Origin of the sequence: uncultured Abiotrophia sp., from assembly GCF_938010525.1 — a bacterium.
GTDB lineage: Bacteria > Bacillota > Bacilli > Lactobacillales > Aerococcaceae > Abiotrophia.
Map to the genome: position 1 here is coordinate 41,386 of NZ_CALLVK010000022.1, position 26,560 is coordinate 67,945.

The window sequence follows — 26,560 nt, forward strand, 5'->3', positions numbered from 1 at the left end:
TCTAATCTTAGGAAATATGGGGGGCCTTGCTTGAGCGCCAAGGCAAGGCGAGTCGTTCAATTAAGGCAACTAGGCCCATAAAAATCAAACTCAGTGCTGAAATGAGGAAAATGACCGCGAACATCTTGTCGTAGGCGAAGGCCTTCTTGGTCTGAATCATATAGACACCCAAACCCTCGAATCCCCCTAGCCATTCCGCCACAACCGAACTCACGAAGGCGTATGAGACACTGACCTTAAGCCCGGAAAAGAAAAAATGTAGGCTGGTCGGTATCTTAACATAGCGCAAGGTCTGCCAATGACTGGCTCCCATCATGTTCAGCAACTGCAAGGCATCCTGGTCACAATGGGCGAAGCCACTTAAGATACTCATGATAATCGGGAAAATCGTGGTTAAGACCACCAAGACAATCTTAGGCGTCATCTCATAGCCCAGGGCCAAGACCAAAATCGGGGCGATGGCCACCGTCGGCACAGTCTGAGATACGATTAAGAGTGGGTAGAGGGCCCGGTGGACCCATTTGAAGCGGTCCATGATGACCGCCAGAATAAAGGCCAAGACAATCCCAATGCCCAGCCCGATAAAGGCCTGGATCAGGGTCACCCGACTATTGCGCCAGAGGTTAGGGGCATCTTGCCAGATAGCCGCCAGAACCGCCGACGGAGCCGGGATAATAAAACGCGGCAGCATACCCAGTCGAGCCGTCACTTCCCACAAGGCCAGGAGTCCTAAGCCTGTCAGCCAAGCCACACTTGATTCAAACCAGCGATGCACTCTCTGTTTAATGGTTACCGTCTCCTTTCTATTGAGAATACGTAACACCCACTTGCGTTTGGACTCGATAAAAAAAGACCCATCCCAGCATGACGCGCAGGATGAGTCCATCAATCAGATTCAACTTGCCACATCCCTACGTAAGTATTAACTTCATCAGGTTATGAGGGTCCGAGGCAAAGCCCCATCTCAGCCGCAGTCGCGGCTCCCCTTGTGTTACCTCTATATTATATGCAAGTTGATGTAAGAATGCAATTGCGGTGCTTGGGGGATGGGGGATAAAAAAGCGCCAAGGGTTGCTACAGGAGCGTGCCTTGGCGCTGATATAATCTGTTCAGTCTCCAAAAATCCGAAGTAGGCAACTCTATCTATCAAAGGTTACTTTGTTTCTCGAAATCTTTAGTTCTAGGTTTTTATAGTAGCGGAAATACCTAGTTCCACCATCATGGTTAATATGCTTCCTCACTTTATCAATAATCTTCAGTTGCTTGATATCTGAAAAAAGATGTCCCACTATTGGGAAACGAGATATAAAATACTTCTTCTTGAATCGGCCTTATCGGCCTGCCAAAGAGGCACTTATTTTTTGATAGTGAAATCTATTGGCTTAGTCTTTGCTAGTTTTTTTACCATTATAACTAAAGTAGTTTAAGGTTGCTCAGTATAATTGGATGGTTAGCTCAGTATCGACTGACACAAATTAATACGTTTTACCAACTTGGTGAATTCTATCTTCAACACCCTTGTAGCTTGATAAAACTGCAAATTCTTTGTTTGCTATTGGAGATAGCTGTTCACCTCTTTCAAAAGTGCAGCAAATTATCACACCTATTTCTGGTGTTTTAGTTTTTTTTCACTTTGAAGAGTTCCCGATATACTTGTTCGCTTCCAAATTGCCTTGGCTCCACTTCTACAAGACGTAGGTTACTTCGTTCTAAGCGAAGAAGAGCATTTGTCAGTTGGTCAGCAGTAACAAGGAAACTATGGTCCGAAAGTCTACGCTCCCAGTTGGCTGGTAAAACTTCTTGGACGGTTACTAGATAGTCGCTAGTCGTGGCTTGTGTCAAGGTTTTTTCAATGATTTGTCCCTCTTTGACGAAAAAAATACGTCGAGTCATTCGGTCAATTTCATCTAAGTTATGAGATGAGATGAGGACGGTCATACCTTCCTTACGATTGAGTTGCATGATTAGCTCGCGTATACGAATTAGACTGGTTGGATCAAGTCCATTATACGGTTCATCCAGGAATAGGACTTGCGGCTGGTGCAAAATTGCGCAGGCAAAAAGTAGGTGTTGTTTCATCCCCAAGGAATAGGTACCTACTGCTTGATCTAGATAACTAATCATCCCCACTTGCTTCGCTGTATATTGAATTCTCGCCTTATCTAAGCCGTGCGATAGAGCAATATATTGCAAATGATCATAACCAGTGAGCTGTGGATATAGAACACTATTATCCTGCATAAAACCGATAACACGGTAGAGAGATTGTCCAACAGGCAGTGACTTATCCGCCACTATAATCGTTCCCTCAGAAGGAGTGAGCAAACCCGTTAAGGTCGATAGCAAGGTTGTCTTACCCGCACCATTAGGCCCTACGAGACCGACTACTTCTCCTGATTCGATGCGAAAATTCAACTGCTCCAAAATGTGCTTTTCCCCATAAGAGACACTGAGATTCTTAACTTCAATCATAGACTTTCACAACCTTTCATGCGATGTTGTACAAACACGTTCACTAGGCCCCCTAGTAAGCTACACATGAGTATTCCCATCCAATGTGTAAGTAGTGGCTGTTGTAAACTAACTGACATTTGTCCGTTTAGAACTTGCCCTATATCCAGATATCGGAAGGGACTGAATACCTGTGCAGTACTAGGCAATAAAAGGGTGCTCACATAACCAATAGCTAGAATACTAATCACTAAGCTAACATAAAGCACCATTGACTTGCTCCAACTAGCCACAAAGTGGCAAAGACTATTGACGAAATAAGTTACTGCTAGAAGCAACGCTAAACCTTCCAAATAGTAATACCAGAGGGGGAGCAACTCAAAATATTGGTGCGTAGCGGGCACTTGCCAACGTTGGCTAACTACGCCCCCCCATTGGGTAGCATCTACAAAATATCGCACAAATGGTAGATTGATATCACCTACGCCAGCAATGAGCATTCCCGCCAATCCTAATAAGAAAAGAGAACCTCCGCCCAGCAGACAGATCTGTTGGAAGGTAAGCCGCCGACGCAACTGGGCAAGATGGCTTGGAGACACTGGTTGAATTGCTTGGAATTTCCATCGCCCACTCTCCCTATCTTGTACAGCTGGCGACACTAGAAAAAGCAAAAGCAATCCCCACAGCAACAAGTATATGCGGTCTTGAACAAAATTTCCGATAATCCCAAGCCCCGTATAAGTCCGCATGGGCTTGCTAACACGAGCTAAATACGCTTCGAAGACTGTGATGTCAATCGCAAGCGGTGGCTCATCCTCCCCGCTACGCGGTGATTCCTCATAGCTTGGCAAATAAAGGGTCCAATATGGCCCACCCGGCACCTGATAATCAATTCCATAAAATTTCTTCCACTCAGCTATTTGATAATTTATATACGCATTAGGCATGAAAATCCAGTCCTGAAGAGGTAGTTGCGAACGATTGTCCTTATGTTGCAAGTAATCAACGTCTTGCTTCAACTCCTCATATTCCATCGTCTTGGCTAGCATCGTCTTCCCTGCTTGTAATTCGGCTACAAGTTCTGATTGGCGATTATAAATAGCGAGAGCTTCTTGATAGAGTTCTTCAGTCGGATAAGCTGAACGATAGGATGAAATATCCACCGATAATAGTTCAGACTTTTGCTCGATATTCTTGACTTGTAACTGATAGTATTGGATCCCTTGGGATACGGTATAGTAGAGAAAGAAGGCTATGAGGCTGAACACCAATTGCGCCCAGAGCGCCCCTCGCGTAATCTTGAGCCATTCAAATCGAGCCTGAAAATAACGTAATGACATATCAACTCGAGAGTGAATCTTTCCACGTTTGAGCCGTGCATAAGATAGAACTACAACTAGATACCAAAACCCTAGCAACATGCAAAGAATAAGCCCCATAGCCACTAAAAGACCTGACCATGATTGATGTAGCACGAAGCCATGAATATCCCAATAGCTGAATAAACTATAGATAGGATAAAACTTGAATAGACTACTGAATTCAGCCATTAATGTTACTGTAATCCCTAAGCCGAGCCAGACCAATATTATTCGCTGTACGAAACGATTAATGATAAGCATGAGTAACCAAAACAAGACGCTAATCCCTAGCCAGAAAACATAGAGTGCAAGCACTCCTTGCCAAAATGGCCACCCCGGTGCTAGTGGATAGTGGAGAAGAGTGATGACTTCCAACTGATCAAAGAGATAATGATAGAGTCCCCACCCTACTATAATAGACAGTCCATAGCCTAAGCCTACTATCAGAAAAACGCCCAATCGCCTGCCGAGCAAACGACCGTAGGTCATTGGCAAGGTCCTAAGATAAGACTGCTGGCTGTCAAATAGATCCCTCAATAGAGGCATTCCCACCAAATAATTAAATAGTAACAGGAGCGGAACCCCCAGAAGATAGGGGCTTGCTTGCGCCATTAAATAGCTAGACTCGCGTGTTGTCTTAGTATCAAAGCGCCCTACCTGATAACTGACCTGCCAGTCAATGACCGGCAACTCAGTTTCTAATTGTTGACGCGAAACACTAAGTAATTCCTTCCCTTGATCATTAAGGGACAGCAAGGTCCGCCAAAGCTTAAGCTTGTCTTGATTTACACGATCCCACTCCTCGTAAAAGGCTGCCACGCTATAATCAAAACGTATCGTCTCTGCCTCTTTCATGGACACTAGTAGCGGATCATCGGCCGATACCCCTTGTTTTTGTTTGGTGGAAATAGCCCAATTCAAGTCGGAAGACAAACGGTTGGCTTGTTGACTCTCTTGCCTCCGGAAATCATGACTAAATTGCCCACGAAAGAGTCCTAATCCTAATATGACGAAGAAAGGCAGGAAAAAAAGCAAACAGACAACGCGATTATGCTTGAAAAATTGTTTGAGTTCCTGTCTGAACATAACGTTTTACCCCTCTCTATAAAAAAGTGATTCATCTATCAAAAGCTTGCAAGAGTTCTTCAAATACATGATTATCTTTAATTTCTTCATATTTTCCGCAACCTACTATTTCACCTCGATCCATTAAAACTATAATCGCATTTGGATCAGACACAACTTCTAAGTCATGCGTTACAACAATTGTAATCTTGTGAGGATTTTTTCTAGTTAGCTCTTCACATTTTTTCTTAGACACTGCATCTAAGTATGCATCAGGCTCATCCAAAATAAGGACACTAGTACTTTGTAGTATTGCTCGTAAGAGAGAAATTTTTAACCATTCGCCACCCGATAGCTGTCTCCCCTCCATAAACCAAAACCCTAATTGTTCATCAATAGTGTGCCTTTCAAAAAACTTATGATCTAATTGTCCCATGCAATCGATGATATTACTATCGAGTACTATTTTATTTAACGCTATATTTTCCCTAAGCGTAAGCTCATATTTTACAAAGTCTTGAAATAGAACACCAATCTGTCGCCAATATTTAGTAAGTCGTCCATTATCATGACTAATGTCTTCACCATTTATCAGAAGTTGACCTTGTATGTCATATAGACCCATGAGGCATTTCAGTAAGGTGGACTTCCCGGATCCATTCTTGCCTATGATATAGTACTTTTCACCTTTTTTAAATGTAAAATTGATGTTTTTTAGTCGATCCTGACCATTAGTAGAAAATGATAGAGATTTTACTGATATCTCAGACACGTCTCCTATAGTGCTCATATCTTCTTTGCAATCTAGCATATGAAAGTCTTGTAATTCCACAAATTTAATAAACTGTCCTAGATATAAAAAATGACTTGATAAAGATGATAGTCTTGTGAGTACTGTCATTAGCACATCTTTGAAAGCATTTGAACTCTGCACATAGCTGTATACTGTACCAATAGATACACCTCCTGTTAGACTATCAACCATAATTAATACTATTACAGAAATACTAAAGAACAACTCTAGTATCTCGGAAATAAAACTAAATATGATTTCCCTTCTGCTCACTTCTTTATCCTCTTGGAAAAACTTAAGAGCAAGTCGATTAACCTTATCTCGGAAAAAATCATGCAAGTTATATAGTTTAATCTCTTTGATTGAGCCTTCGTTTTTTAATAAAAAGCTATAATACCATTTTTTTCTTTCATCCTCTTGCCTGGAATCTAGCAACATAAACCTCTGTCGCCCAAAGTAAATTTTACCATATGATGATATACATGATATAGTAATAACAAATATAAGCATCTGAGGCTTCCAAGTATATATTATTGTACTGAGGGAAATCATATTTAAGAAACTGATTAACAAGCCCATAATATTACTCGCATAATCAAACAAAACATCATCCTTTATCCTCTCAGCTTTTTGAACCAGATCATAAATCTCTGAATTTTCAAACATACTTAATCCAAAGGAATTTATTATGTCTAAGATATAATCATTAACATAGATACTAAGCTGCCCTCTATAACAAAACTCTAAGTATTTTGAGTAATTCGAAATCAAGAGCATAATAACATTATATGCAAAGAAAAATATGATAAACTGAATTTTATCCATCATATCGCCTTCGGAAGTGATTTCATTTAGTACTAAACTAGTTGCATATATATTTAAGCTTATGCTCCATCCAGAAATCACATTCATTATACAAACCAACATCAGCTTTTTTTTATCCACATCCCATAGAATTCTTAACACGACTTTTATAGGATATATATAAGTCCTATGCGCTTTTTCTTTCATTCTTATAACACCCTATCTACTTTACCAAAAATAAAATCCCCCTTAAACCGAGAGTTACTTTCAATACTATTCAAGGCAAGTGCAGTTCCCAAAGAGGTTGAGAGTATTAGGCTATCTACTCCAGCTTCGAAACTATATCCCTTACTATTGAACACTTCGGAATCTTTGATATACATAAATACATAGTTTATTGTATCGTCGAACTCTTTTAGCCCGCACCAATATAATTCGTATAATATACTAGCCAATCCATGACATAGATAAGGACTAGAGCTAATATAATTAGAGTTAAGTGGGTATTTAAACATCATATTTTGTACAACGCTAATAATCAAACTTCTTTTCCCATAAAGCAATGAGCGTGGCATTAAAGTATTATCTAAAGCGATTCCTAAGTACCCAGCTATCCCATAACACCAACTGTAGTCAATGTCCTTACTACAATTTAGTAGTTCATTATGAACCTCCCCAAATTTCATAGGCAATATCATTTCTTGTCTCTCAGAATAGAAGCACATTCTTTCAATGACATTTAGTACATTCCAAACATCGTCAACTAGCTCAGAACGGCACCTAGTATATTTAGATAAAACAACATAGATTCCCAGTATCCCATGAGCACAGCCTAAATTAATCAATTGGTGTTCATAAATTCCGGAAATATTTTCCATACCTTTATCAAGGAAATTTTCTATAATCCCATTTTTATCTCTGCAAATTTTTACCAACAATCTGACAATATCTAGCTCTAGAGATATTGTTTTGTCACAGCCTTGAAACTCCAATAAAAAATTTAATACTCCTAGTACTCCTGACATTAAATCTAAGTCATCTAAATAGAAAGAGGACGTCTCTAGTCTTTGTATTATTTGCTGGACCCCCTTTTTGACAATTTCAAATAACTTCCAATATATGTCCGCTTCAAAACACTCTTGGCCATATAAAAGGTACAATGCCACTAGATATCGTCCATTACCTGAGAATGTACCTACCGCGTTTTCTTCGCTGATTTGATGGGGAAACTTACTCTCTAACAAATAGTCTCTTATACTATCTTGAACTTCAGACGCAATTGTCGTGGCAGCGTTCGCATATAGCACTGCTAATTCAAGAATATCCGCATCTCTGAGGCCACTATCTTCATTGGAATAAAAATCTATAAGATATCTAACTAATATATTTTGCATATTACTCATGTGCAACCTCCATTTATAAAGTATAACCTATCTAAGGTATACTGTGTTGCCGAAAGACTGAAAGGTTATATAGCGTGATTAGCAAATCATCTTCAAATTGCCTGTCCATCCCGACAAATCGATTAACCGTCATATGTATGATTGACAACACTACATTTCTATACTTAACTGCTTTTTCGCTAGGCAATTTGAACCTCATTAAACTATCATCGAGTTCCATTTTCTTGTGTTGATTTACTACTTTTTCGTTAATTCTAGCATAGTTTTCTCTCTCTCTTTTTCTTTTAAACACTTTGAGGATATCTGCAATCTCTGAATCTGTTAGATTCATTAAAAGTAAGTATGCATAAATATAAGATACTAATTCTTCTCGATCCATTATCCCTCGCTCTATTATGTGGCGACTCTCCCATTCAAAAAAATTCACTATAGACATTGTTTGCTCTAAACCATTATACCTATATATTTCTGGGCAGAAAGATGTAAGAGCGTAATCTTCAGCACCCCAATTGTATATGCGGAATTTAAGAGCATCCAATACTCCCGATAAATCTCCTTCTCCTTCATCCCGTAATCTAACTCTCAAATGTGGACGAGGATCAGCGTACCTTATAAAGAACGACGGACGAAAACCAAATTTTTCAATTATTTCGTAGACTTCTAGTAGATTATCAGTTATAAACGTATCATGAAATCTTAGTGGCAAGTAAATACAGAAAGTGAACCAGTTCTTAAACATTTCAACATTTAGTACTTCACCTTTTCCGCAATTAGTTATACTAGGATTCCATCGTGAATCAGCCTTGCTATCATCCTTTCCTTTGAAAGAAAAAATAAACTGCGAACATCTATTTCCTAATATGTATTCCTCATCATTAGTGACGTCTTCCTCAGTCAAGACTATCTCTTCTTGCTTTAGGAGCAATTTCAATAAATATTCGATGTGTACATCATTATCAAGACAATAATATAATGTAGTACCTAGTCCGACGAGCCCTACTTGTTTTGGTATACCTAACATTTCAACATACTTTCTAAAAAACTCATATTGATCCGAGCCCATGTTAGTATTACAAGAGTTCTTCAACATATATAATTGAAAAACTTGAAATCTTATCTTCCACGACTGTTTGAATATAGTTAAATTTCGATGTCTAATACGAGGAATATAATCGAATTCTTTGAGTAAATCTCTAAAAAAATCTACGCGATTAATTTTATACTGACTCCCTATATTCAAAAGAAATGCGTACAACCTACTATAATATGAAACCCAGTTTACCATATTTTGTTGCAGAGGTATTATTTGAGCGCCATCCTCCCCTTCTGATAACAAAAGCTTATCATTCTCATAATGTACGAATACTTTTGAAAGATCGATATTTCCTCTCATTAATCTTGAACTATCAATAATCAGATGCTCGCCATAGCCCAACATTGAAGGAAGTAAATCACCCACATTTTGCTTAAATCCTGCATCTAGCAATTCAATTTCTTTACTATTCTCATCACTGCATAGGATTTCCGAGGCCTCTCGCTTTTCACTAACGCCATAATTAAATCTTGCCCAATAGTTATTTAAACCTGATTTATAAGACTCAAAATTATATATGAGCTTTAGTTGACCACTATTTTTATCCTGCATAATAGATAATGCCAGTTCGTATTTGTCATTGCTACTTTTGTTGTAACCACTTTCCATCTTCAAACTTTCTAGTTTCTTTATTTCTAAATCCGTTAGTACAACCTCTTTTTCATGCAGATAACTGCACACCTTAATTCTGTCAATCAACCATTGAAAGACATCTCCTTTATTAACGTACATCTCACGATTTTCAAGTTCCACATCTCTATTGTAAGTGTTCACTAATAAATTAAGTAGTGGTATTGGTTGATATACATCTGGACGATTTAATATCCATTGTTTGTATGTCTCTAAATACTCCCCACATATTTCATTAGTAAATAAATTCAAAACGTTACCCGCATATTCAATCTCTGCCTTATATTTCTTACTAAGCCCAAACTCTGAGTTCGAAAACTTATTTAAATATAAGTATTGATCAGATATACATATCACTTTCATTTTTTCAATAACTTCATCGTACATTTGAATTTGAATTAAGCTAGATGAATCGTTAAACTCTTCTATTTTATTTATTATTTCCTTCAATTTCCCTGAAATGCCTAGGCCAATCGATGCTTTATATATATTTTGAAGCATCTCATTTGTTGTTTGGCATCGTGTGAATATATCCGTTACTAACACCCCTAATTCCAATAACTTCTGAATATACAACCCAAAATCAGCCGGGTCTTCATTAGGAAATCTATTCATTAAATTTATAATTAACATTTGCACTGGAGTATAATTATCCACAAGCTCAATGACTGTCGAAAGCAACTCCGTCATACCTATCGTTATCGTTTTTTCTTCATTTGGCAGACTATCTGTATCAAGAATTGTTAGATATTCTTCACTTACGAGTATAAAGGGTGATATTTTGACTCTCATTTTCTTCAAAGCTACAGCATTCGAAAGAAGCTGCTCATAAAGACCTTTCAACCATAGTGAAGAAACTAGAACTCTACAGCTTTGCTCGTACTGGCAACTTGTATTCTCTGAGAAACATCCTACTGCAATTGAACTCATAGCACCAAATGGTGTAGGTCTAGCGATATATCTCGCCACATATCCATATAAAGTTTGATATATTTTCTTTCTTTTCTTGTCTGAATTACTTTCTTCATACATCTCCGTAAATTCATCTAGTGTATGACCTGAATATTTCAATGCAAATTCAAATTCTTCACCTAACTCTTTTTTTATATACTCAAGCAATTCATCAAAACTTATTCGAGTAACTTCATTAATCTGTTGATATGGATGTATGTTATATCTTACATGCCATTGATTAATTAACTTATTCTTTTTTGTCATTGTGAAGCACCTCCTAGCTCAATCAATAAAAACACGAGCATTGTAGTCGCATAAATATAATATATAATTCATAAAAGCGAATCTCAATGAGACGTCTATTATTATGTGCATATTTATAAACTTTAAGCCCTCTATATGATGGATATTAAACAATCATATAGAAGGCAACCATTGACTCAACCTAAATCTTTACGTTAACTTCACATCACATTCGTTTTCTTTGTGGGCATGTTGCATGGTTTAAATCTATTTCCATGGTATGTACAATTGTAGCTTGGTGGAGGCGTAATGCTACCGCAAAGCGTTGGGGGCATGTTAGGAATTGACTTCGAAGCTAAAAATGTCTCACCATTTTTCTTGCTTACAACATCAACTTTTAAATCAAATAACTTGCTCATTATTAAATCCTCCTATTGAGCTTGTTGAGTCAAATGGTAATCTAAGCGCAAAAATAATTGACTTTGTACGATTTATATTGTATGATTCAAATAAAAATCTAGTCATTCCCCAATTATATTAGGTTTTCGCTTAGATTAGAGACTATTTTATCATCGTTTTGCCACTTTTCGCTAAAGTGTCCCTAAACCAACGCACTTGATGCTTTTTTGCAACATCCTCTAGCCCAATACTCATAGGAGGCTGCTGATATGTCATACGGTAAACTTATTTCTCAATTGCGATACGATAAAAACCTTTCAATCAAAGATTTATGCGCTAATCAGCTTTCTCGATCAGCCTACTTTCGATTTACTAAGGGCGAAACCCAGACTTCTGTAGAAACTTTTTTCTCTATGATTAAGACTCTACATATATCGCCAGCTGAATTCGATTATATATATAATGGCTATGCTCCACCTTTATATGAAAAATTACATACTTGTATCATGCAATGTTACAAATCAAAGGACACCACTGGCATAAACTTGATTATAGGTAAGTGTGACTGCCTATCTCAGCAAGCTAATGACTGTTATCATCATGCAGGTCTACTCGCCCGCTTCTTTCTCTCAAAACTAAATAATATGCCAGTTGACATAAACATCTCAAAAGAATTTCAATCATATCTGACTCACGTAAACACGTGGCACCTCTATGAACTCCAACTATTTAACTACACTATTCCTCTATATTCTTATGATTTTATTAAGTCATCCTTATCAAGAGTAATCAAAAATTCTAAAAAGTACGATTCTTTCCCTCAAACTAGGCGTATTAGCTTCTTAATTCTGACTAATATATTTAAATTACATCTTGAGCACTTTGATTTGAAGCAGGCTTCGTTAGTTATAGACAGCCAAGCAGGGCTCCCAAGACAAGAACACGATCTCTTTGAACAACTGCATATTAAACTAAATCATGGGTTACTATTACTAGCCAAAAAGAAAGTTTCAGAGGCGAATTCGTTAATTATGCAGGTTCTTAGTGTTTCTAGGCTTCTAAATCAAAGTTCTTTATTGGAGCTAGCAATTAATGGTTACAGAGATATTTGTCGACTTTATGATATAGAGCCGCAAATATCACTACAGCAATTAATAAAATCTTCCATGAGGTTTGATAACCATGTATAATCATGCTATCAATATGCGAGCCAGAGGGTGTATCATGAATAGTGTTTTATCCGAGTAGAATATTTACTAATGTAGCAACTTATTTTCGGCTACTCATCGAATTAACGTACTATTATCTCTTTTGAAGGAATAGCGCATATTTGCTGTTTTTCTGGTGTTCAATATCCCCAAAATAGCCACTCATAAAAATCTCCAGTAGCAGTCAATAAACATACCGATATAGATAGCAAGAAAGAAGTTTATTTAGTTAGTGTTACATATAATGATGCCCTCTTATACTTCAAAAATTACAAAGGCTGAATTAGTTCACGCACTAATAGTGGGTGGAAAAACATTTCCCACTCTCTTTATTGCAAAAAAAGTGTTGCTAGTCACTCTAGCAACACTTCAATTTTACTTTGACTAGCCCAGCAGCATCTTCATGACGCCGCTATGGTCTAGTATTAGGAAGGACATAAAGAGGCAATAGACCAGCATGCCCAGTAACAAATAGGTCTCAAAGGGCACTAGTCCCGGGAAGGAGGCTTTAATCCCCTTCCTACGTCGATAGCATCTGGCCAACCAGCTCAAGCCTAGGCCACAAGAGAAGACGGCGAAAGGCTCTAAGAAGAGCCGGTAGTTAGAACTGAGCGCATCCACACTAAATAAGCCGACTGGCTGAGGCGCAATCACTAGGTAACAGACAAGCGTAAACAAGAGCTGAGCCACCACTAGGGCCCATAGGACTTTTCTAAAGGTTCTCATACCCGCTCACCTCTCCCCTTCTCTGATTAGGCATCATTCAATAAAGTTGCAAGATATGCGTAAGCCCTATTTGATCTAATATCAAAACTGACATGATGACAGCAATCAACAAGTGTCCCGTTAGCAGCATCCCTTCGGCGGGCATAATCACATTCATATTTTCCTTAATTCCATTCTCACGCCGTCTAACTTTTGCTACCCATATTATCAAAAGACCACTAACTACGGTACAAATCGGCTCCAAAAACAGCATATAGCGTGGCCCCACTGAATCAATTCCCTTAAATCCGAAGTGGGTAATGACTGTTTCAGGTGCAACAAAGACAAAACATATAGTAGTAAAGACAAATTGTATGGCCACAATAGTCCAGATTATCTTTCTGAATGACTTCATTATCATCACCTACTCAAGTATGCTAGTAGCCAACAAGGTTATTTTAATTCTAAGTTTTCCCACTCAACCTTATCTTTAGTCTCCAAAATAGGCTTTTAATAATTCGACTTGTTCTTTATTTAGCATTTCTTCCCCGCTTATCAATTTATTTAGGGCATGAAGCGGCAGGCCAGAATTATGACTCAACCTCTCCATGTACTCACTATCTTTACTTTGCAATTTGATACGTATTAATTCTGCATAGTAGGCATTTGTCACCTTAAGAACAGTGGCTTCATCCTGTACATTAATCGTATCACTTAGTAAATCAAAAACTGTCTGCAAATTCGTTAAACTAGCCAAATTTCGAATAATCTGCTTGATTTGGCGTAAGATATAGTCATTTTCAACAAACATAAGGATACCTCCCACTTAATTTTTAGGCTTAAAATTGATGGTATCTGGCTACAATACCCATCCTATAACCTTATTATAGCCCTTTGAAAAGGCTTTTACAATAGTAGGCAGTCCCCATTTTGTGCGCTTTGCTTAACTATTTTTCTTCTATACAAAGCAAAAGAGGCTAAGAAATTCTTAGCCTCCATCTATTAAGTTTATTCCGGCTTCACAAAGACACCAGACACTTTGTAGCCTTTTTCTTGGAAGACGCGCGCGACTTCCTCAGAATCTTGAGTATCCACGTGAACCACCACATTGGTCTTGTCGTCCAAGTGGTAGACGTTCATTTGGGTGATGCTCCAGTTGTGCTTAGCGGTGGTCTCACCGATGTCCTCTAGAATACCTGCCTTGTCATCGACTACTTCCACCACGAAACGAGTCCCTGGGGTGTAGTAGCCATTGATGTCAATGAAGGCTTCGAAGATGTCCTTGTCGGTGATAATCCCCACTAATTGGGCGTGGTCCATGACAACCAGGACGCCGACGTCCATATTGCGCATCTCAGAAGCAGCTTGCTCTAAGAGGGCATCTGGGCTAGTGGTAATGACGCGACGAATCATAATGTCTGCCGCTGTCGTCTTGTTGAGCAAGTAGTTGAGTTCATGCACGCTCAGGCTGGTCGCGGTAGAAGGTGAGTTCTTGGCAATGACAGACTCTGTTAAGAGCCCTACCAATTGGCCTTTGACTACGACTGGCAAACGGTGAATGTCGTGTTGGCGCATCAAGTCCAGCGCCTTAATGACAGTGGTATCTGGCGTGATGGTCACCAAGTCGGTTGACATATAGTTTTTAACGTACATTTGCTTAACCTCCTAAGTATGCTTTTTGGACGGCGTCGCTCTCGAGGAGTTCTTGGCCGGTCCCGCTCAGAACGATCTTACCGGTTTCCAAGACGTAACCCCGACTAGCAATCGAGAGGGCCATCTTGGCATTTTGTTCAATCAAGAGGACGGTGGTCCCTTGAGCTTGAATCTGTTGAATAATGTTGAAGATTTCTTGGATGAAGATTGGCGCCAAGCCCATGGATGGCTCATCCAACAAGAGTAGCTTAGGCTTGGACATGAGGGCCCGGCCCATAGCTAGCATCTGTTGCTCCCCACCTGATAGGGTGGAAGCATCCTGCTTCTGACGCTCGCCCAAGACTGGGAAGCGGTCATAGACTGCTTGTATATCTTCTTCGATATTGGCGCGGTCCTTGCGTAAGAAGGCACCCATTTCCAAGTTTTCGCGGACAGATAGGCCTTTGAAGACGTGACGGCCTTCAGGCACGTGGGAAATCCCTAGCTGGACGATTTTTTGCGCGTTGGTTTTGGTAATGTTCTGGCCTTCATAGGTCAGAGTCCCTGAAGCTGGCTTAATCAAACCAGAGATAGTCCGCAGGATGGTCGATTTACCAGCCCCATTGGCCCCAATCAGGGAGACAATCTCCCCTTGGTTAACCTCGAAGTTAACGCCACGGACTGCATTAATCATACCGTAGTTGACGGCTAAGTTCTCAACACGTAACATTAGGCGTCACCTCCTAGGTAGGCCCGGATAACATCTGGGTTCTGACGAATTTCTTCTGGCGTGCCTTGGGCCAAGAGTCGGCCGTATTCCAAGACATAGATGCGTTGGCAGATTTCCATAACCAGAGCCATATCGTGTTCGATTAGCACGATGGTCAAGCCAAATTGTTGGCGAATCTGTTCAATTAGGGCGGTTAACTCAGCGGTTTCCGCTGGGTTCATGCCGGCTGCTGGCTCGTCTAAGAAGAGGATCTTAGGTTCGGTGGCCAGGGCCCGGACGATTTCCAGACGGCGTTGTTGACCGTAGGCCAAGTTCTTAGCCTTGTCTTGAGCGTATTGGGCTAGGTCGAAGATTTCCAAGAGTTCTAAGGCCTTAGCCTTCATCTTAGCTTCTGTCTCATAGTAGGCCTTGGTCCGGAAAATGCTGGACCAGATGGCATCGTGATTGTGCCCGTGCATGGCTACCATGACGTTTTCCAAGACGCTTTGGTCTTTGAAGAGGCGGATGTTTTGGAAGGTCCGCGCCAAGCCTAGTTGGTTAATCTTATAAGGTGCCATGCCGTTCAAGGTCTTGACCCCATCAGCAGTGGATAAGGTGACAGTCCCTTCTGTTGGCTCGTAGACGCCTGTTAAGAGGTTGAAGAAGGTGGTCTTGCCGGCCCCGTTAGGACCGATAAGGCCTACAAGCTCTTGCTCTTCTAACTTGAGGGAGACGTTGGACACGGCCGCCAAACCGCCAAAGTTTTTGGTAAGTTGATTGACTTCAAGTAAGGCCATTAGACTGCTCCTTTCTTCGCTTTATTCTTGGTTAAGAGGGAGCCTAGACGTAATTCCCAGGTTCCTAGGAGACCACCCGGTCTGAAGATCATGATTAGGATGAGGGCGATGGCATAGATGACCATACGAAGCTGCCCATAAGGTTGTAAGAGGGTGTTGAGAATCCCTAAGACCACGGCTGCCACGAAGGAACCGGTGAAACTCCCAATCCCGCCGAATACGACGATAATGAGGACATCAATGGATTTGTTGAAGGTGAAGTCCCCTGGGGTGACAACCCCGATGTTACCAGCATAGAGGGCACCACCGATAGCGGCAGTAATGGCACCTAAGACGAAGGCGATAACCTTGTACTTAGTCACGTTAACCCCCATAGACTCTGCGGCAATCTCATCTTGCTCGATGGCATAGGTTGCCCGGCCCGCACTGGAGTAGAAGTAGTTGAGAATCAAGATAGTGGTCACAACCATGAAGAAGTAAACTAATGGCCAGGTTGCCACTTTAGGAATGGCGTTAATCCCTTGTGGCCCGTTGGTTAGGGACTTGTAGTTGGTGATGACTACCCGGATGATTTCAGAAACACCTAGCGTGGCGATGGCCAAGTAGTCCCCGCGTAAGCGCAAGGTTGGAATCCCGACCAAGACTGCCAAGACTGCGGCGACTACCGCACCGACTAGCATCCCGGTCCAAAGACCGCCTAAATCTGCATGGCGTGTTGCGAAGATGGCACCTGAGTAGGCCCCCACGGCGATAAAGGCCGCATGCCCTAGTGAGAACTGGCCAGCTACCCCTAAGACCAAGTTTAGCCCGATGGCATAGATGACATCAATCATAATCTTGATTAAGGTAATTTGGTAGTAGGAATCGATTAAGTTAGTCGACGTTAAGAGCCACAAGAGGCCATAACCCAGGAGGGCTGCCGTCAACCAAATCAGGTTGCGTTGATGGAATCGTTGCATGTGGCTTCACCTACACTTTCTCTTTGACGTTCTTACCGAAGAGACCTGCCGGCAAGACGAGCAAGATAACAATTAAGAGGGCATATACGGCCGCATCCTTGAAGGCAGACCCCCCGAAGGCGGAGACGAAGGTCTCCAAGAGACCGATTAGGTAACCCCCGACCATGGCACCCGGAATGGAGCCAATCCCACCAACAACGGCAGCGACGAAGGCCTTAAGTCCTGGCGTCAAGCCCATGGTGGCCGCCATTTGGTTGGAGTAGAGACCGTAGAGGACGCCAGCTACCCCTGCCAGGGCAGAGCCTAGCGCAAAGGTAAAGGAAATCACCGCGTCAACGTTAATCCCCATGAGTTGAGCTGCTTCTTCATCGACCGCAACCGCCCGCATGGCTTTCCCCATCTTGGTGTACTTAACAATGAATTGTAGAGCTACCATTAAGAGGATAGTTGTCACGAAGATTAAGATTTGTTTGGAGTTAATGACCGCTCCCATCACTTTGAAGGTGGTGGTCGTAAAGCTAGTTGGGTAAGCCTTGACTTCCGGACCGAAGAAATAAATCATGGCATTTTCTAAGAGGAAGGAGACCCCAATCGCGGTGATAAGGGCGGCTACCCGAGTCGATTTACGTAGGGGCTTGTAGGCCACCCGTTCAATGGTCACCCCTAAGACGGAGGTGAAGACCATGGTTAAAGCTAAGGATAAGTAGAAGTCCATGCCCTGGACATTAACCAGATAGAAACCGAAGAAGGCCCCCATCATGAGGATGTCCCCGTGGGCGAAGTTAATCAAGCGGATGGTCCCATAGACCATGGTGTAACCCAAGGCGATCAAGGCATAGATACTCCCCGTCGACAAGCCGTTAAATAGTTGTTGTAAGAACCACTGGAGGTTCATAGGCATAAGCTCCTTTCTATGTATGATGGCTATAAATTAAGTATAGCAGTCCTAAGGCTAAGGCGCCATACTTCCTCATGAAAAAGGTCGTATTGTGCTATGACTGGATGTCCAAGCAACAATACGACACTAGCATGAGGGAGTCTGCTGTCGATTACTCAGCTGACACGTTCACAGCTTCGGTAACTTCACCTTTTTCGAAGTGGAGCATTACCGCTGTCTTCACTGGGTTGTGTTTTTCGTCAAATGAGAAGGTCCCGGTTACCCCTTTGAAGTCTTTGATTTTAGCCAAGGCTTTGTTAACTTCTTGTGGGTCAGTTGAGCCTGCATCCTTGATAGCTTGCAAGAGCACGTTAGTCGCATCGTAAGAAAGAGCTGCGAAAGTATCTGGCTTCTTGCCGTATTCTTTTTCATAGGCTTCTACGAATTTCTTAACTGCTGGGTCATCGCTCTTGTCAGAGTAGTGAGAAGTGTAGAAGACGTTGTTAAGGTTGTCTTTACCTGCTAATTCAACCAAGGTGTCGTTAGCAAAACCGTCACCACCTACGATTGGCTTGTCGATTCCAAGTTCACGCGCTTGCTTGATGATCAAACCAGCTTCAGTATAGTAACCTGGTACGTAGAGGGCGTCGAAGTCTTGAGTAGAGATGTTAGTCAAGACAGTTAAGAAGTCAGTATCGTTAGTTTGGTAAGATTCTTTGGCTACGATGGTCCCGCCTTTAGCTTCAAATTGCTTAACGAAGCTGTCAGCCAAACCTTGTGAGTAGTCGTTAGCTTGGTCAACCAAGAGAACTACTTTCTTGTAACCTTGAGTGTCCGCTAAGTAGTTGGCAGCAGCCACCCCTTGGAAGGAGTCTTCGAAGCAGACACGGTAGATGTAGTCGTAGACTTTGCCTGCAGAGTCGAGGGTAATCCCGTTACCAGTTGCAGCAGGGAAGATAGCTGGTGTTTTGCCGTCGTTAGCGACTGGAATTTCTGCTAAGGCATCCCCGGTAGTTGCAGGACCTACAATCCCTGCCACGCCGGCAGCGACTAATTTGGTTGCAGCCGCAGCGGCTTCCGTCTTATCAGACTTGTTGTCTTCGACTTGCGCTTCGACTTTCTTGCCGTTAACGCCGCCGTGTTCTTCATTGTATTGCTTAACAGCTAATTTCAAACCACTAGCCATTGGCGTCCCGTAAGCAGCCGCCGCCCCTGAGAGCTCGAAGTTACCGCCGACTTTAACGGTGTCTTGGGCTGAGACAGTAGCCAATGGGGATGCGAGCAAGAGACCCGCGAAGAGTGCTGTTCCTAACTTTTTAAAATTCATAGTGTACCTCCTAAAATATGGTTCCTAAATCATGATGATGAGAAAAGTATACACTACTCCGGCTCATTTTACAATGCTTTTATTAAAGTTTTTTAATCTTTTGCTCATTTTCTTGTCTAGGCCTTATGTAGCGCGGAATCGGTGCCGTTTTGGGCAGCTGGCTGGAGGGGGATTTCTGGATTGTGGCCTGTTTTGGGCGGGGTGTTGGGGAGCCAGTGGGCCACTCTTTAAAGTGGACCACTGGCTCGGCGATTTTCCTAGATTTGGCCCTGTTTCCGGCAGTTTCCTGGGAGCTAGTGGTCCACTCTTCAGAGTGGTCCACTGGCTCGGAATTCCCTCCCAGCTTTTGCCTTGTTTTCTACGGGTTCTTAGAAAGTTAAGGGTTTTTCCTAGCTATTGTAGCGAGTTACTTGGGGGATTTGCCGGCTAACTTACTTAGCTCCCCTATTTATCTATTACATAGATAAATAGGGGGCGAGCGAGCAAAATTACGTGTCCAAAACTAAACAAAAAAGGGGCGGGTGCCCCTTTTTCTTCCTATATATATTGATGAGCTTCCAACTGGGTGGCTACTAGCTTAGCCTTGAGGCCGGCGCTACCCTTGCCTTCTAGGCGCGTCAGGGGCTCTTTGGCGAAGTAACGGAGGGAAGCAACTACTTGCCCGCCGTTTACAAAGACTTCTAGTGAGCTAGCATCTAGCCAAAGGTCTAAGTGCTTGAGCTCCTCTTCAAGCTGCATATGGCGCCATTCTTGCAGGCCGGTTAGCCAGTTGAAGCGTGCTAAACTTAGGCGGCCTTGAGCGGCCTGGTATTTGACCGTCACGTTATCATCTAAGGAGAGTTCCCAATCTGCTAAAGTCTCAAAATCCACTTGCACTCTTTGCGCCCGGCCTGCCAAATCTAGGCGGAAGTCTGCCGAGGTCCAGTCCAGCGGTTGGCTAGCTCCTGCCAGGCCTGCCAATTCTGCAATCGGCGTCTGATAGAGTTTGCCATTTACTAGGCGTAACTGGCGCGGAATGGTCAGGTGATGAATCCAATCGTCCTGACGGGTTGGGATAGCGGCCTCCTGGTCAGGCCAGGTAATGCCCATCCAAGAGTATTGAATCACCCGGACATCAGGCGCCACAAAGGACTGAGGCGCATAGTATTCAAAGCCCCGGTCACATTCCTGCATGTCAGCAAAGTCCGCATTATCGGGTAGGAAGCGAGCGGTCTGGCTATCCCAGGTCCCGACTAAGTAAGTGGTATTAAAGATATTATGGTAGCTATCTCCGATTGGGTCGACCCCTTGAGGTGAGAAGATGAAGACGGCCTTGTCCTGGCCTGTCACCTCATCCTTCAAGAAGACCATATCCGGGCACTCCCACATATAGCCCAGGGGCTGATCAAATTGGAAGATAGAACCGCGGTAGTCCCAGTCTTTGAGGTCTTTGGTGAAGAAGGCCACGGTGTCGCCGGTCTTATCTAAGCGCTGAGCCCCCAGTAACATCCACCAACCTTGGACGGTCGCATCATACCAGACCTTAGGATCCCGCACATGGCCGGTATAATCCGGCAACTGCTCAGTCACAGGGCCTAATTTGGTGAAATGAATGCCGTCTGTCGAAGTGGCAATACATTGGTAGCTGGTCCGGCGTCCTGCCTCATCCTTGGTATTGCCGGTATAGAAGAGGTAGAGGGTGTCCTCGTGGACGATGGCACCACCTGAGTAGACCCCGTTCTTATCGAACCAGTCATCGGACTTGAGGGCTACCGGCAACTGCTCATAGGTCACGAAGTCCTTGGTCCGGACATGACCCCAGTATTTGGTAGAGTGGTCGGTCGCATGCGGGTTATATTGATAGAAAATATGATAGTAACCCTGGAAATAGCAGAGCCCGTTGGGGTCATTAAGTAGCCCCTGCTCAGGCGTCAGATGGAAGTGTTGGGCGTAAGGCCCTTTGTTGCGGCTTGTCATGGCTGGTCCTCCTTTTTGATTATAGGCTAACTTGATTATAGCACAGCTGCCAGTAGGCACCTATGAAAACAGGACGAGTTGCCCCGTCCTGTCATAAGTCATACTTGTGCTTAAGCTTGTTTGTCTTCTTTGTAACCGAAGGCGTAGGTCAAGCCGAACCCGATCCCGAAGCTGACTACCAGCACCAAGAGGTAAGCAAAGATATTGTTGAGGTAGAGTAAGACCCCTGGTAAAACAGTGACAGACATACCAGTCGCTGCCAATTTGAAGAGGCCTGCTAACCAACCACCTGCAGCCCCGGCAACGAGACCCATAACGAATGGTTTACCATAACGGAGGTTAACCCCGAAGATAGCTGGTTCTGTAATCCCTAGCAAGCAGGAAATCCCTGAAGAGTATGCCAAAGCACGAACCTTGTGGTTGACTGTCTTGTAACCTACAGCGAAGGTTGCCCCTGCTTGACCTGCCATGGCAGCAGTGAAGTAAGCATTCAGTGGGTTGGTCTTGTCGCCGTTAGTCAATAATTGTAATTCTAAGAAGTTGAAGATGTGGTGAATCCCGGTAACCACGATGATTTGTTGAACACCACCGACGATGAGACCCGCTAAACCAAATGGCAAGGTCAAGATCTGCTTGGTTACGTCCAGTACGACTGTCTCCAAGGAGTGGAAGACTGGCCCAATAGCGAAGAGACCCAAGATAGACATTACCAAGAAGGTTAAGAATGGTGTCACGATTAAGTCGAAGGTATCCTTAACGTGGTCATGGAGCCATTTTTCAAGTTTAGCCCCGATTAAACCGACGAAGAAGGCTGGCAAGACAGTCCCTTGATAACCTACGACTGGAATGAAGCCGAAGAAGGTTAAGGCTTGCGCATCCCCACTAGCCACTGCATAAGCGTTAGGCAAGGCAGGGTTGACCATCATTAAACCGAGGACAATCCCTAAGACAGGGTTGCCACCGAAGACCTTGAAGCTAGACCAAGCAACTAAGGCTGGTAAGAAGGCGAAGGCGGTATCGGTTAAGATTTGTGTATAGAGTAAGAAGTTTTGGTCGATTTGTTTAGGATCGGTTAAGCCGAAGAGGCCAATCACTTCTGGACGAGTGAGGACACCCCGAACCCCCATGAAGAGACCGGTTGCCACCAAGACAGGGATGATTGGTACGAAAACGTCCCCGAAGGTCCGGATCATACGTTGTAAGATATTACCTTGTGGCTTCACTTCTTCTTTTTGGTCAGACTTGGTTACAGCGTTAACGCCCAAGGCTGATACTTCTTCATAGACCTTGTTGACCGTACCGGTTCCAAAAATAATTTGGTATTGACCAGAGTTGAAGAAAGCACCCATGACCTTGTCGGTATTTTCGATGGCTTCCTTATCAATTTTGGCTTCGTCTTTGACCATAACACGTAGACGAGTTGCGCAGTGTGCGACGCTAGAGATGTTTTCCTTACCACCTAGGTATTTGACAACATCTTGTGCGATTTCTTTAAATCCCATATGAGTTCCTCCTTCATGCAGATGAGACTAAAACAATAATTGCCTGTAGAAAAGAAACCGGTTCTCCTCTAAGCTTTATTATACTTGGAATAGAACCGGTGTCAATATAATTAAATCTGAAAATGAAATCGTCGAGCTTTCAAATTAGGTTAGACAGCTGTAACAGACTGTCTGATAACAAGGGAAGTTTCGAGCTTGCGTTTGGTAGCCGTCTCATGACCCTGAATTCTGTCTAGCAGCATCTTGGTAGCAACATAGCCGGCATGACGATAAGGATATTCTACCGTCGTCAAGCCAGGATAGATAGAAGAACCTAGGACATTATTGCCAAAACCAGCAAAGTTAATTTGCTCTGGTACCTGATAACCTGCTTCTAGGCAAGCCCGCATGGCACCAATAGCAATAATATCGGTTGCCCCCACAATCAGGCGGGGCTTATTGAGCAGCACTTGATCCCGCGTCACTTGGTAGCCATCCATGAGATTGAAGCCACAGCTGTACTCGCGGAAGCTAGTATCACCGTATTTGAGGAATTCCCGCTTAATGGCATCGCGGCGCTTAATGCCCACGGCTGGGTCGGTTGTAGTCACCGTCAAGAAGTCCATATCCCGATGGCCCATGGCATAGAGGTAGTCGGCCAACTGGCGACCCGCACTCTCCTCGTCGTAGTAGATGGTATTCTCGTCCAGGAATTCTTGGCCAATGGTCACAATGGGCACCTGGACATTCTCAAGCAGTTCAATAATCCGGTTGTCAGTATGAGACATAAGGAAGATGACCCCGTCCATCTTGTTAACTTGGAAGGTTCTGAGGGCCTCTTCTTCCCGGCTGACCGAGAAATTAGAATTAATAATTAAAACCTGATAGTTGTGCTGACGGAAAACTTCGTCAATTTCACTCAGGATACAGTTGGCTGAAAAACTATCAAGCCGTGGTATGATGACGCCAATCATACGGCTCTCCTTGGCTTTCAAGCTTTGGGCAAAAGAATTAGGCACGTAGCCGGTTTGCTTGATGACTGCCTCAATCTTAGCAGCTGTTTTCCGGCTGACGGAACCCCCGTTCAAATGTCTAGAAACCGTACTTTTGGCAACACCTGCTAATTTTGCAATATCATTAATCGTTGTCATTGTTACCCTCCTAGCGATTATCTAGCCTTCGCTGGTAGTGAGTAGCATAGAGCTTATGACAAGTGTGTCTAAGACTGCCTCGAGGGCGTCTGGACTAAATCTTACTAAAAATCTCTTACGCTTGCTTCACTTACATAATTTCAACATTAACTTACATTAAATCCAAGTAAATTCAAACGGAAAATACAAAAAAATGTCAAAAGATTGTGTATTATGCCCTGCCCACAAACTTTTGACGCCTATTTACCGTGTTTGAATTCGTTTTATGACTTGGAAAACTGCCCACTAGCCCCTTGGCCTATGGTCAGATTCTTTCGTTATAAACGCGTCCTTTCATCCACACGCAAGCCCCTGGGGACCAACGTCAAATTCTCACGATTCATCAGTTGCGTCAACACTCTTCACTTACTAGATTGCGGTCCTCCCCCCTTTAACTCGTGCCGTTTTGGGCCTAAGCGGGCCCTCTCGCTTAATCAGCATATCTATCCGGCGCCACCCTATTGGACTGGGTCACTGTCTGCCATTGACTGGCCAGACTGGGCAAGTTATCCACTAGCTCACAGGGGTATGGTGCTTGGGATAGACAGGTATTATAACTAACACCGGTCACATCCTCCCCTTCTCGTGATGAGTATTCAAGATATTGCAGTTTCAATTTTGGAACTAGTTCCATCAGAAACCGCTGTCTTTACACTGTTATTATGACATATTTATCTTACTTTTACAAGTATCTTCTCGCGTCAGCTGCCAGGCCTTATCCCATCTAAAAAAATACGAAGCTAAGTATCGGAACTTAGCTTCGCAGAGGAGAATGACCCTAATGATTAGGGATGAAAGCCACTTGTCACAGGAGTGACAAGGGCTGCCGTGGCAGTTTGGATCGTCCCTTCCACTTGGATGGTGTAGGTCTGACCGTCTACTAGGTCGCCACTGGACATAATGATCGCTTGGAAATCCTTGCTGGCCGTCTGACGGGCCACTTCCTTGCCATTGGCATCGAGGATGATCAGCGTTTGGCCTGCGGTCCCTGCTATGTTAGCAGTAATGGAAGCCTGGGTCGATCCTTGGGCGAAACCTTGCAGCATGTCGGAGGTCCCTAAGGCCCAGACCGTGCCGCCTGTGATGGTGATGTCGCCCGCTGCATCGAGGGGGCCATTACCGCCTTGGACTGAGCCATTGACGACGAGGCTACCACCACTAATGGTGACCGTCCCGTTGGAATCAATGCCGTCACCTTCTGCATCAATGGTGAGGGTCCCACCTTCAAGGATGATTTGTAGGCTTGGATCACTTTCTTCCTGGCCACCTGGCGGCATGCCTCCAGCCCCTTGGCCATTTTGCGGTGGCTGGCCGCCTTGTGGCGGCGCTTGGCCAGCCGATGGAGACGGTGGGGTTGCATTCTTGTCCTTGTTGGCTTGGTCACCCTGACTGCCAGCTGCTGAGTCGGCAGTGGCCTGGCTGGCAGAAGAGCTGGTGTCAGCTGCATTACTTGTGGCGCTAGCGTCTGTGGTCTTGCTTGTGGCGCTCGTGTCCGTAGTTTTGCCAGAGGAGCCTGCCGAAGCGTTGACCCCGTCATCGCTACTCTTGATGGTGACATCGCCACCTAGTTGACGGATGACACGCGCTTCCAAGCCTTCCTCACTTTGGCTAACGGTAATCGTCCCGCCTTTAATAGTCAATTCATTGCCGGCATCCACCCCATCTTCGGTGGCAGCAATACTTAATTGAGTCGGATTGAGGCTAATGTTTGCCCGTTCGGTCGTCTCGTCATGCTCAGCATGGAGACCGTCTTTGCCTGCTTCAATGGTCAGAGTAGCCGCCTCAATATCGAGGGAGCCCTCGGCCTTGAAGCCATGGTTAGCGACCTTGACGGTATAGGCCCCGCCTAAGACCTTGAGGTCGTCTTCCACCTCTAAGGCATTCTTGGTAAGAGCCGTGAGGGTCAAGTTACCTGTCCCGTTCAGGGTCAGAGGCACCTGACTGTGGATGGTGGCTTTGACCTCTTCATCGTCGCTGGCCTGGCTTTCTGTCAAAGCATTCTGACTACCTCCCGCTAGACTGATGACGACTTCTTGGGCCTTGTTAATTCGTAGTAGAGTGCCCTCCCCTTCTAGGGTCAGGTTTTGAAAGACCAAGTGGACCTGGTCAGTGTCAGCTGCCTCTACCACTAGCTTGATGTTCTTGCCACTACCGGTTAGAACATAGGTGCCGCCTTGGGTGATGGTTAACGTTTGGTCGCTGAAGCTAGCGCCTTGCCCTGTGACGGTGGCCGTTTGATCAGCCAAAGTAATTGGGCTAGCCTGGCTCTCATCATAGCTGGTTTGGGCTTGGAAACTGATCACTGACTGACTTCCCTGCGTGCCCGACTGGGCTAAGACTGGATAAGCCAAGGACATACTGGCGGTCAGGCTGATGAGGGTGGCGATCGTAATGCTTTTTCTCATGATATGGACCTCCCTTATTGGTCTTGCGTGTAGTAATCTTGGATTGTTTTAATAGTAGGTTAAGTGATAGTCAGATGTCCCCTCTATCACTTAACTTGATTTCAGTATAGAAGTCCTA

The 26,560-nt window shown here is 43.6% G+C and carries 19 protein-coding genes, 1 pseudogene and 1 riboswitch; of the genes and pseudogenes, 1 reads left to right on the forward strand and 19 read right to left on the reverse strand.

Annotation, left to right across the window (positions count from 1 at the left end; all coding sequences use genetic code 11):
- Nucleotides 1-7 precede the first annotated feature (7 nt).
- From Q0339_RS06285 to Q0339_RS06310, 6 genes are all read right to left on the reverse strand, one after another.
- Nucleotides 8-775 (reverse strand): ABC transporter permease, encoded by a 768-nt coding sequence (locus Q0339_RS06285; protein WP_070756336.1) that lies wholly within the window; start codon nucleotides 773-775, stop codon nucleotides 8-10.
- Nucleotides 776-891: 116 nt separating this feature from the next.
- A riboswitch (TPP riboswitch) is annotated at nucleotides 892-997 on the reverse strand.
- Nucleotides 998-1,617: 620 nt separating this feature from the next.
- On the reverse strand, nucleotides 1,618-2,472 hold the full coding sequence (locus Q0339_RS06290) for an ABC transporter ATP-binding protein (protein ID WP_298077974.1): 855 nt from the start codon (nucleotides 2,470-2,472) through the stop codon (nucleotides 1,618-1,620).
- Complete coding sequence (locus Q0339_RS06295; protein WP_298077975.1) at nucleotides 2,469-4,898, reverse strand: hypothetical protein; 2,430 nt, start codon at nucleotides 4,896-4,898, stop codon at nucleotides 2,469-2,471. The genes Q0339_RS06290 and Q0339_RS06295 overlap by 4 nt, the downstream gene beginning before the upstream one ends.
- 31 nt (nucleotides 4,899-4,929) lie before the next feature.
- Complete coding sequence (locus tag Q0339_RS06300; RefSeq protein WP_298077976.1) at nucleotides 4,930-6,681, reverse strand: ABC transporter ATP-binding protein; 1,752 nt, start codon at nucleotides 6,679-6,681, stop codon at nucleotides 4,930-4,932.
- Nucleotides 6,682-6,683: 2 nt separating this feature from the next.
- The gene (locus Q0339_RS06305) at nucleotides 6,684-7,877 is read right to left on the reverse strand and encodes a lanthionine synthetase LanC family protein (protein WP_298077977.1); all 1,194 of its coding nucleotides are present in this window, start codon (nucleotides 7,875-7,877) and stop codon (nucleotides 6,684-6,686) included.
- 31 nt (nucleotides 7,878-7,908) lie between these two features.
- Complete coding sequence (locus tag Q0339_RS06310; RefSeq protein WP_298077979.1) at nucleotides 7,909-10,818, reverse strand: thiopeptide-type bacteriocin biosynthesis protein; 2,910 nt, start codon at nucleotides 10,816-10,818, stop codon at nucleotides 7,909-7,911.
- Between the two features lie 647 nt (nucleotides 10,819-11,465).
- Here Q0339_RS06310 and Q0339_RS06315 point away from each other — a divergent pair.
- Nucleotides 11,466-12,386, forward strand: coding sequence for an Rgg/GadR/MutR family transcriptional regulator (locus Q0339_RS06315; RefSeq protein ID WP_298077980.1), 921 nt, complete (start codon nucleotides 11,466-11,468; stop codon nucleotides 12,384-12,386).
- Between the two features lie 402 nt (nucleotides 12,387-12,788).
- On the opposite strand, the gene Q0339_RS06320 is transcribed toward Q0339_RS06315, so the two are convergent.
- From Q0339_RS06320 to Q0339_RS06380, 13 genes and pseudogenes are all read right to left on the reverse strand, one after another.
- On the reverse strand, nucleotides 12,789-13,130 hold the full coding sequence (locus tag Q0339_RS06320) for a hypothetical protein (protein WP_298077981.1): 342 nt from the start codon (nucleotides 13,128-13,130) through the stop codon (nucleotides 12,789-12,791).
- Between the two features lie 37 nt (nucleotides 13,131-13,167).
- Nucleotides 13,168-13,524: a hypothetical protein gene (locus Q0339_RS06325; protein WP_298077982.1), complete on the reverse strand. Its 357-nt coding sequence runs from the start codon at nucleotides 13,522-13,524 to the stop codon at nucleotides 13,168-13,170.
- A gap of 75 nt (nucleotides 13,525-13,599) precedes the next feature.
- Entirely contained in the window at nucleotides 13,600-13,920 is a 321-nt protein-coding gene (locus tag Q0339_RS06330) for a hypothetical protein (RefSeq protein ID WP_298077984.1), read from the reverse strand.
- 197 nt (nucleotides 13,921-14,117) lie between these two features.
- Nucleotides 14,118-14,762, reverse strand: coding sequence for a CBS domain-containing protein (locus Q0339_RS06335; RefSeq protein WP_070756322.1), 645 nt, complete (start codon nucleotides 14,760-14,762; stop codon nucleotides 14,118-14,120).
- Nucleotides 14,763-14,766: 4 nt separating this feature from the next.
- Nucleotides 14,767-15,471 carry an ABC transporter ATP-binding protein gene (locus Q0339_RS06340; RefSeq protein WP_070756321.1) on the reverse strand — a complete coding sequence of 235 codons (705 nt, stop codon included), beginning with the start codon at nucleotides 15,469-15,471 and terminating at the stop codon, nucleotides 14,767-14,769.
- Entirely contained in the window at nucleotides 15,471-16,247 is a 777-nt protein-coding gene (locus Q0339_RS06345) for an ABC transporter ATP-binding protein (protein ID WP_023391421.1), read from the reverse strand. Before Q0339_RS06345 ends, Q0339_RS06340 begins: the two co-directional genes overlap by 1 nt.
- A complete protein-coding gene (locus Q0339_RS06350; RefSeq protein WP_291430290.1) occupies nucleotides 16,247-17,206 on the reverse strand; it encodes a branched-chain amino acid ABC transporter permease in 960 nt (319 codons plus the stop codon). The genes Q0339_RS06345 and Q0339_RS06350 overlap by 1 nt, the downstream gene beginning before the upstream one ends.
- Nucleotides 17,207-17,216: 10 nt before the next feature.
- Nucleotides 17,217-18,101 (reverse strand): branched-chain amino acid ABC transporter permease, encoded by an 885-nt coding sequence (locus Q0339_RS06355; RefSeq protein ID WP_070756319.1) that lies wholly within the window; start codon nucleotides 18,099-18,101, stop codon nucleotides 17,217-17,219.
- 154 nt (nucleotides 18,102-18,255) lie between these two features.
- Nucleotides 18,256-19,410 carry an ABC transporter substrate-binding protein gene (locus tag Q0339_RS06360; RefSeq protein ID WP_291454241.1) on the reverse strand — a complete coding sequence of 385 codons (1,155 nt, stop codon included), beginning with the start codon at nucleotides 19,408-19,410 and terminating at the stop codon, nucleotides 18,256-18,258.
- Nucleotides 19,411-19,947: 537 nt separating this feature from the next.
- Nucleotides 19,948-21,366 carry a glycoside hydrolase family 32 protein gene (locus Q0339_RS06365; protein ID WP_298077985.1) on the reverse strand — a complete coding sequence of 473 codons (1,419 nt, stop codon included), beginning with the start codon at nucleotides 21,364-21,366 and terminating at the stop codon, nucleotides 19,948-19,950.
- 116 nt (nucleotides 21,367-21,482) lie between these two features.
- Nucleotides 21,483-22,868, reverse strand: a pseudogene (locus Q0339_RS06370) (sucrose-specific PTS transporter subunit IIBC); the annotation flags it as partial.
- 149 nt (nucleotides 22,869-23,017) lie between these two features.
- The gene (locus Q0339_RS06375; RefSeq protein WP_298077986.1) at nucleotides 23,018-23,998 is read right to left on the reverse strand and encodes a LacI family DNA-binding transcriptional regulator; all 981 of its coding nucleotides are present in this window, start codon (nucleotides 23,996-23,998) and stop codon (nucleotides 23,018-23,020) included.
- A gap of 824 nt (nucleotides 23,999-24,822) precedes the next feature.
- The gene (locus Q0339_RS06380; RefSeq protein ID WP_298077987.1) at nucleotides 24,823-26,442 is read right to left on the reverse strand and encodes a carbohydrate-binding domain-containing protein; all 1,620 of its coding nucleotides are present in this window, start codon (nucleotides 26,440-26,442) and stop codon (nucleotides 24,823-24,825) included.
- Nucleotides 26,443-26,560: the final 118 nt, after the last annotated feature.

Coding starts and splice junctions, on each gene's coding strand:
- Q0339_RS06290 (WP_298077974.1), bottom strand. CDS start 2,472: ATGATTGAAGTTAAGAATCTCAGTGTCTCTTATGGGGAAAAGCACATT.
- Q0339_RS06295 (WP_298077975.1), bottom strand. CDS start 4,898: ATGTTCAGACAGGAACTCAAACAATTTTTCAAGCATAATCGCGTTGTC.
- Q0339_RS06300 (WP_298077976.1), bottom strand. CDS start 6,681: ATGAAAGAAAAAGCGCATAGGACTTATATATATCCTATAAAAGTCGTG.
- Q0339_RS06305 (WP_298077977.1), bottom strand. CDS start 7,877: ATGAGTAATATGCAAAATATATTAGTTAGATATCTTATAGATTTTTAT.
- Q0339_RS06310 (WP_298077979.1), bottom strand. CDS start 10,818: ATGACAAAAAAGAATAAGTTAATTAATCAATGGCATGTAAGATATAAC.
- Q0339_RS06315 (WP_298077980.1), top strand. CDS start 11,466: ATGTCATACGGTAAACTTATTTCTCAATTGCGATACGATAAAAACCTT.
- Q0339_RS06320 (WP_298077981.1), bottom strand. CDS start 13,130: ATGAGAACCTTTAGAAAAGTCCTATGGGCCCTAGTGGTGGCTCAGCTC.
- Q0339_RS06325 (WP_298077982.1), bottom strand. CDS start 13,524: ATGAAGTCATTCAGAAAGATAATCTGGACTATTGTGGCCATACAATTT.
- Q0339_RS06330 (WP_298077984.1), bottom strand. CDS start 13,920: ATGTTTGTTGAAAATGACTATATCTTACGCCAAATCAAGCAGATTATT.
- Q0339_RS06335 (WP_070756322.1), bottom strand. CDS start 14,762: ATGTACGTTAAAAACTATATGTCAACCGACTTGGTGACCATCACGCCA.
- Q0339_RS06340 (WP_070756321.1), bottom strand. CDS start 15,471: ATGTTACGTGTTGAGAACTTAGCCGTCAACTACGGTATGATTAATGCA.
- Q0339_RS06345 (WP_023391421.1), bottom strand. CDS start 16,247: ATGGCCTTACTTGAAGTCAATCAACTTACCAAAAACTTTGGCGGTTTG.
- Q0339_RS06350 (WP_291430290.1), bottom strand. CDS start 17,206: ATGCAACGATTCCATCAACGCAACCTGATTTGGTTGACGGCAGCCCTC.
- Q0339_RS06355 (WP_070756319.1), bottom strand. CDS start 18,101: ATGAACCTCCAGTGGTTCTTACAACAACTATTTAACGGCTTGTCGACG.
- Q0339_RS06360 (WP_291454241.1), bottom strand. CDS start 19,410: ATGAATTTTAAAAAGTTAGGAACAGCACTCTTCGCGGGTCTCTTGCTC.
- Q0339_RS06365 (WP_298077985.1), bottom strand. CDS start 21,366: ATGACAAGCCGCAACAAAGGGCCTTACGCCCAACACTTCCATCTGACG.
- Q0339_RS06375 (WP_298077986.1), bottom strand. CDS start 23,998: ATGACAACGATTAATGATATTGCAAAATTAGCAGGTGTTGCCAAAAGT.
- Q0339_RS06380 (WP_298077987.1), bottom strand. CDS start 26,442: ATGAGAAAAAGCATTACGATCGCCACCCTCATCAGCCTGACCGCCAGT.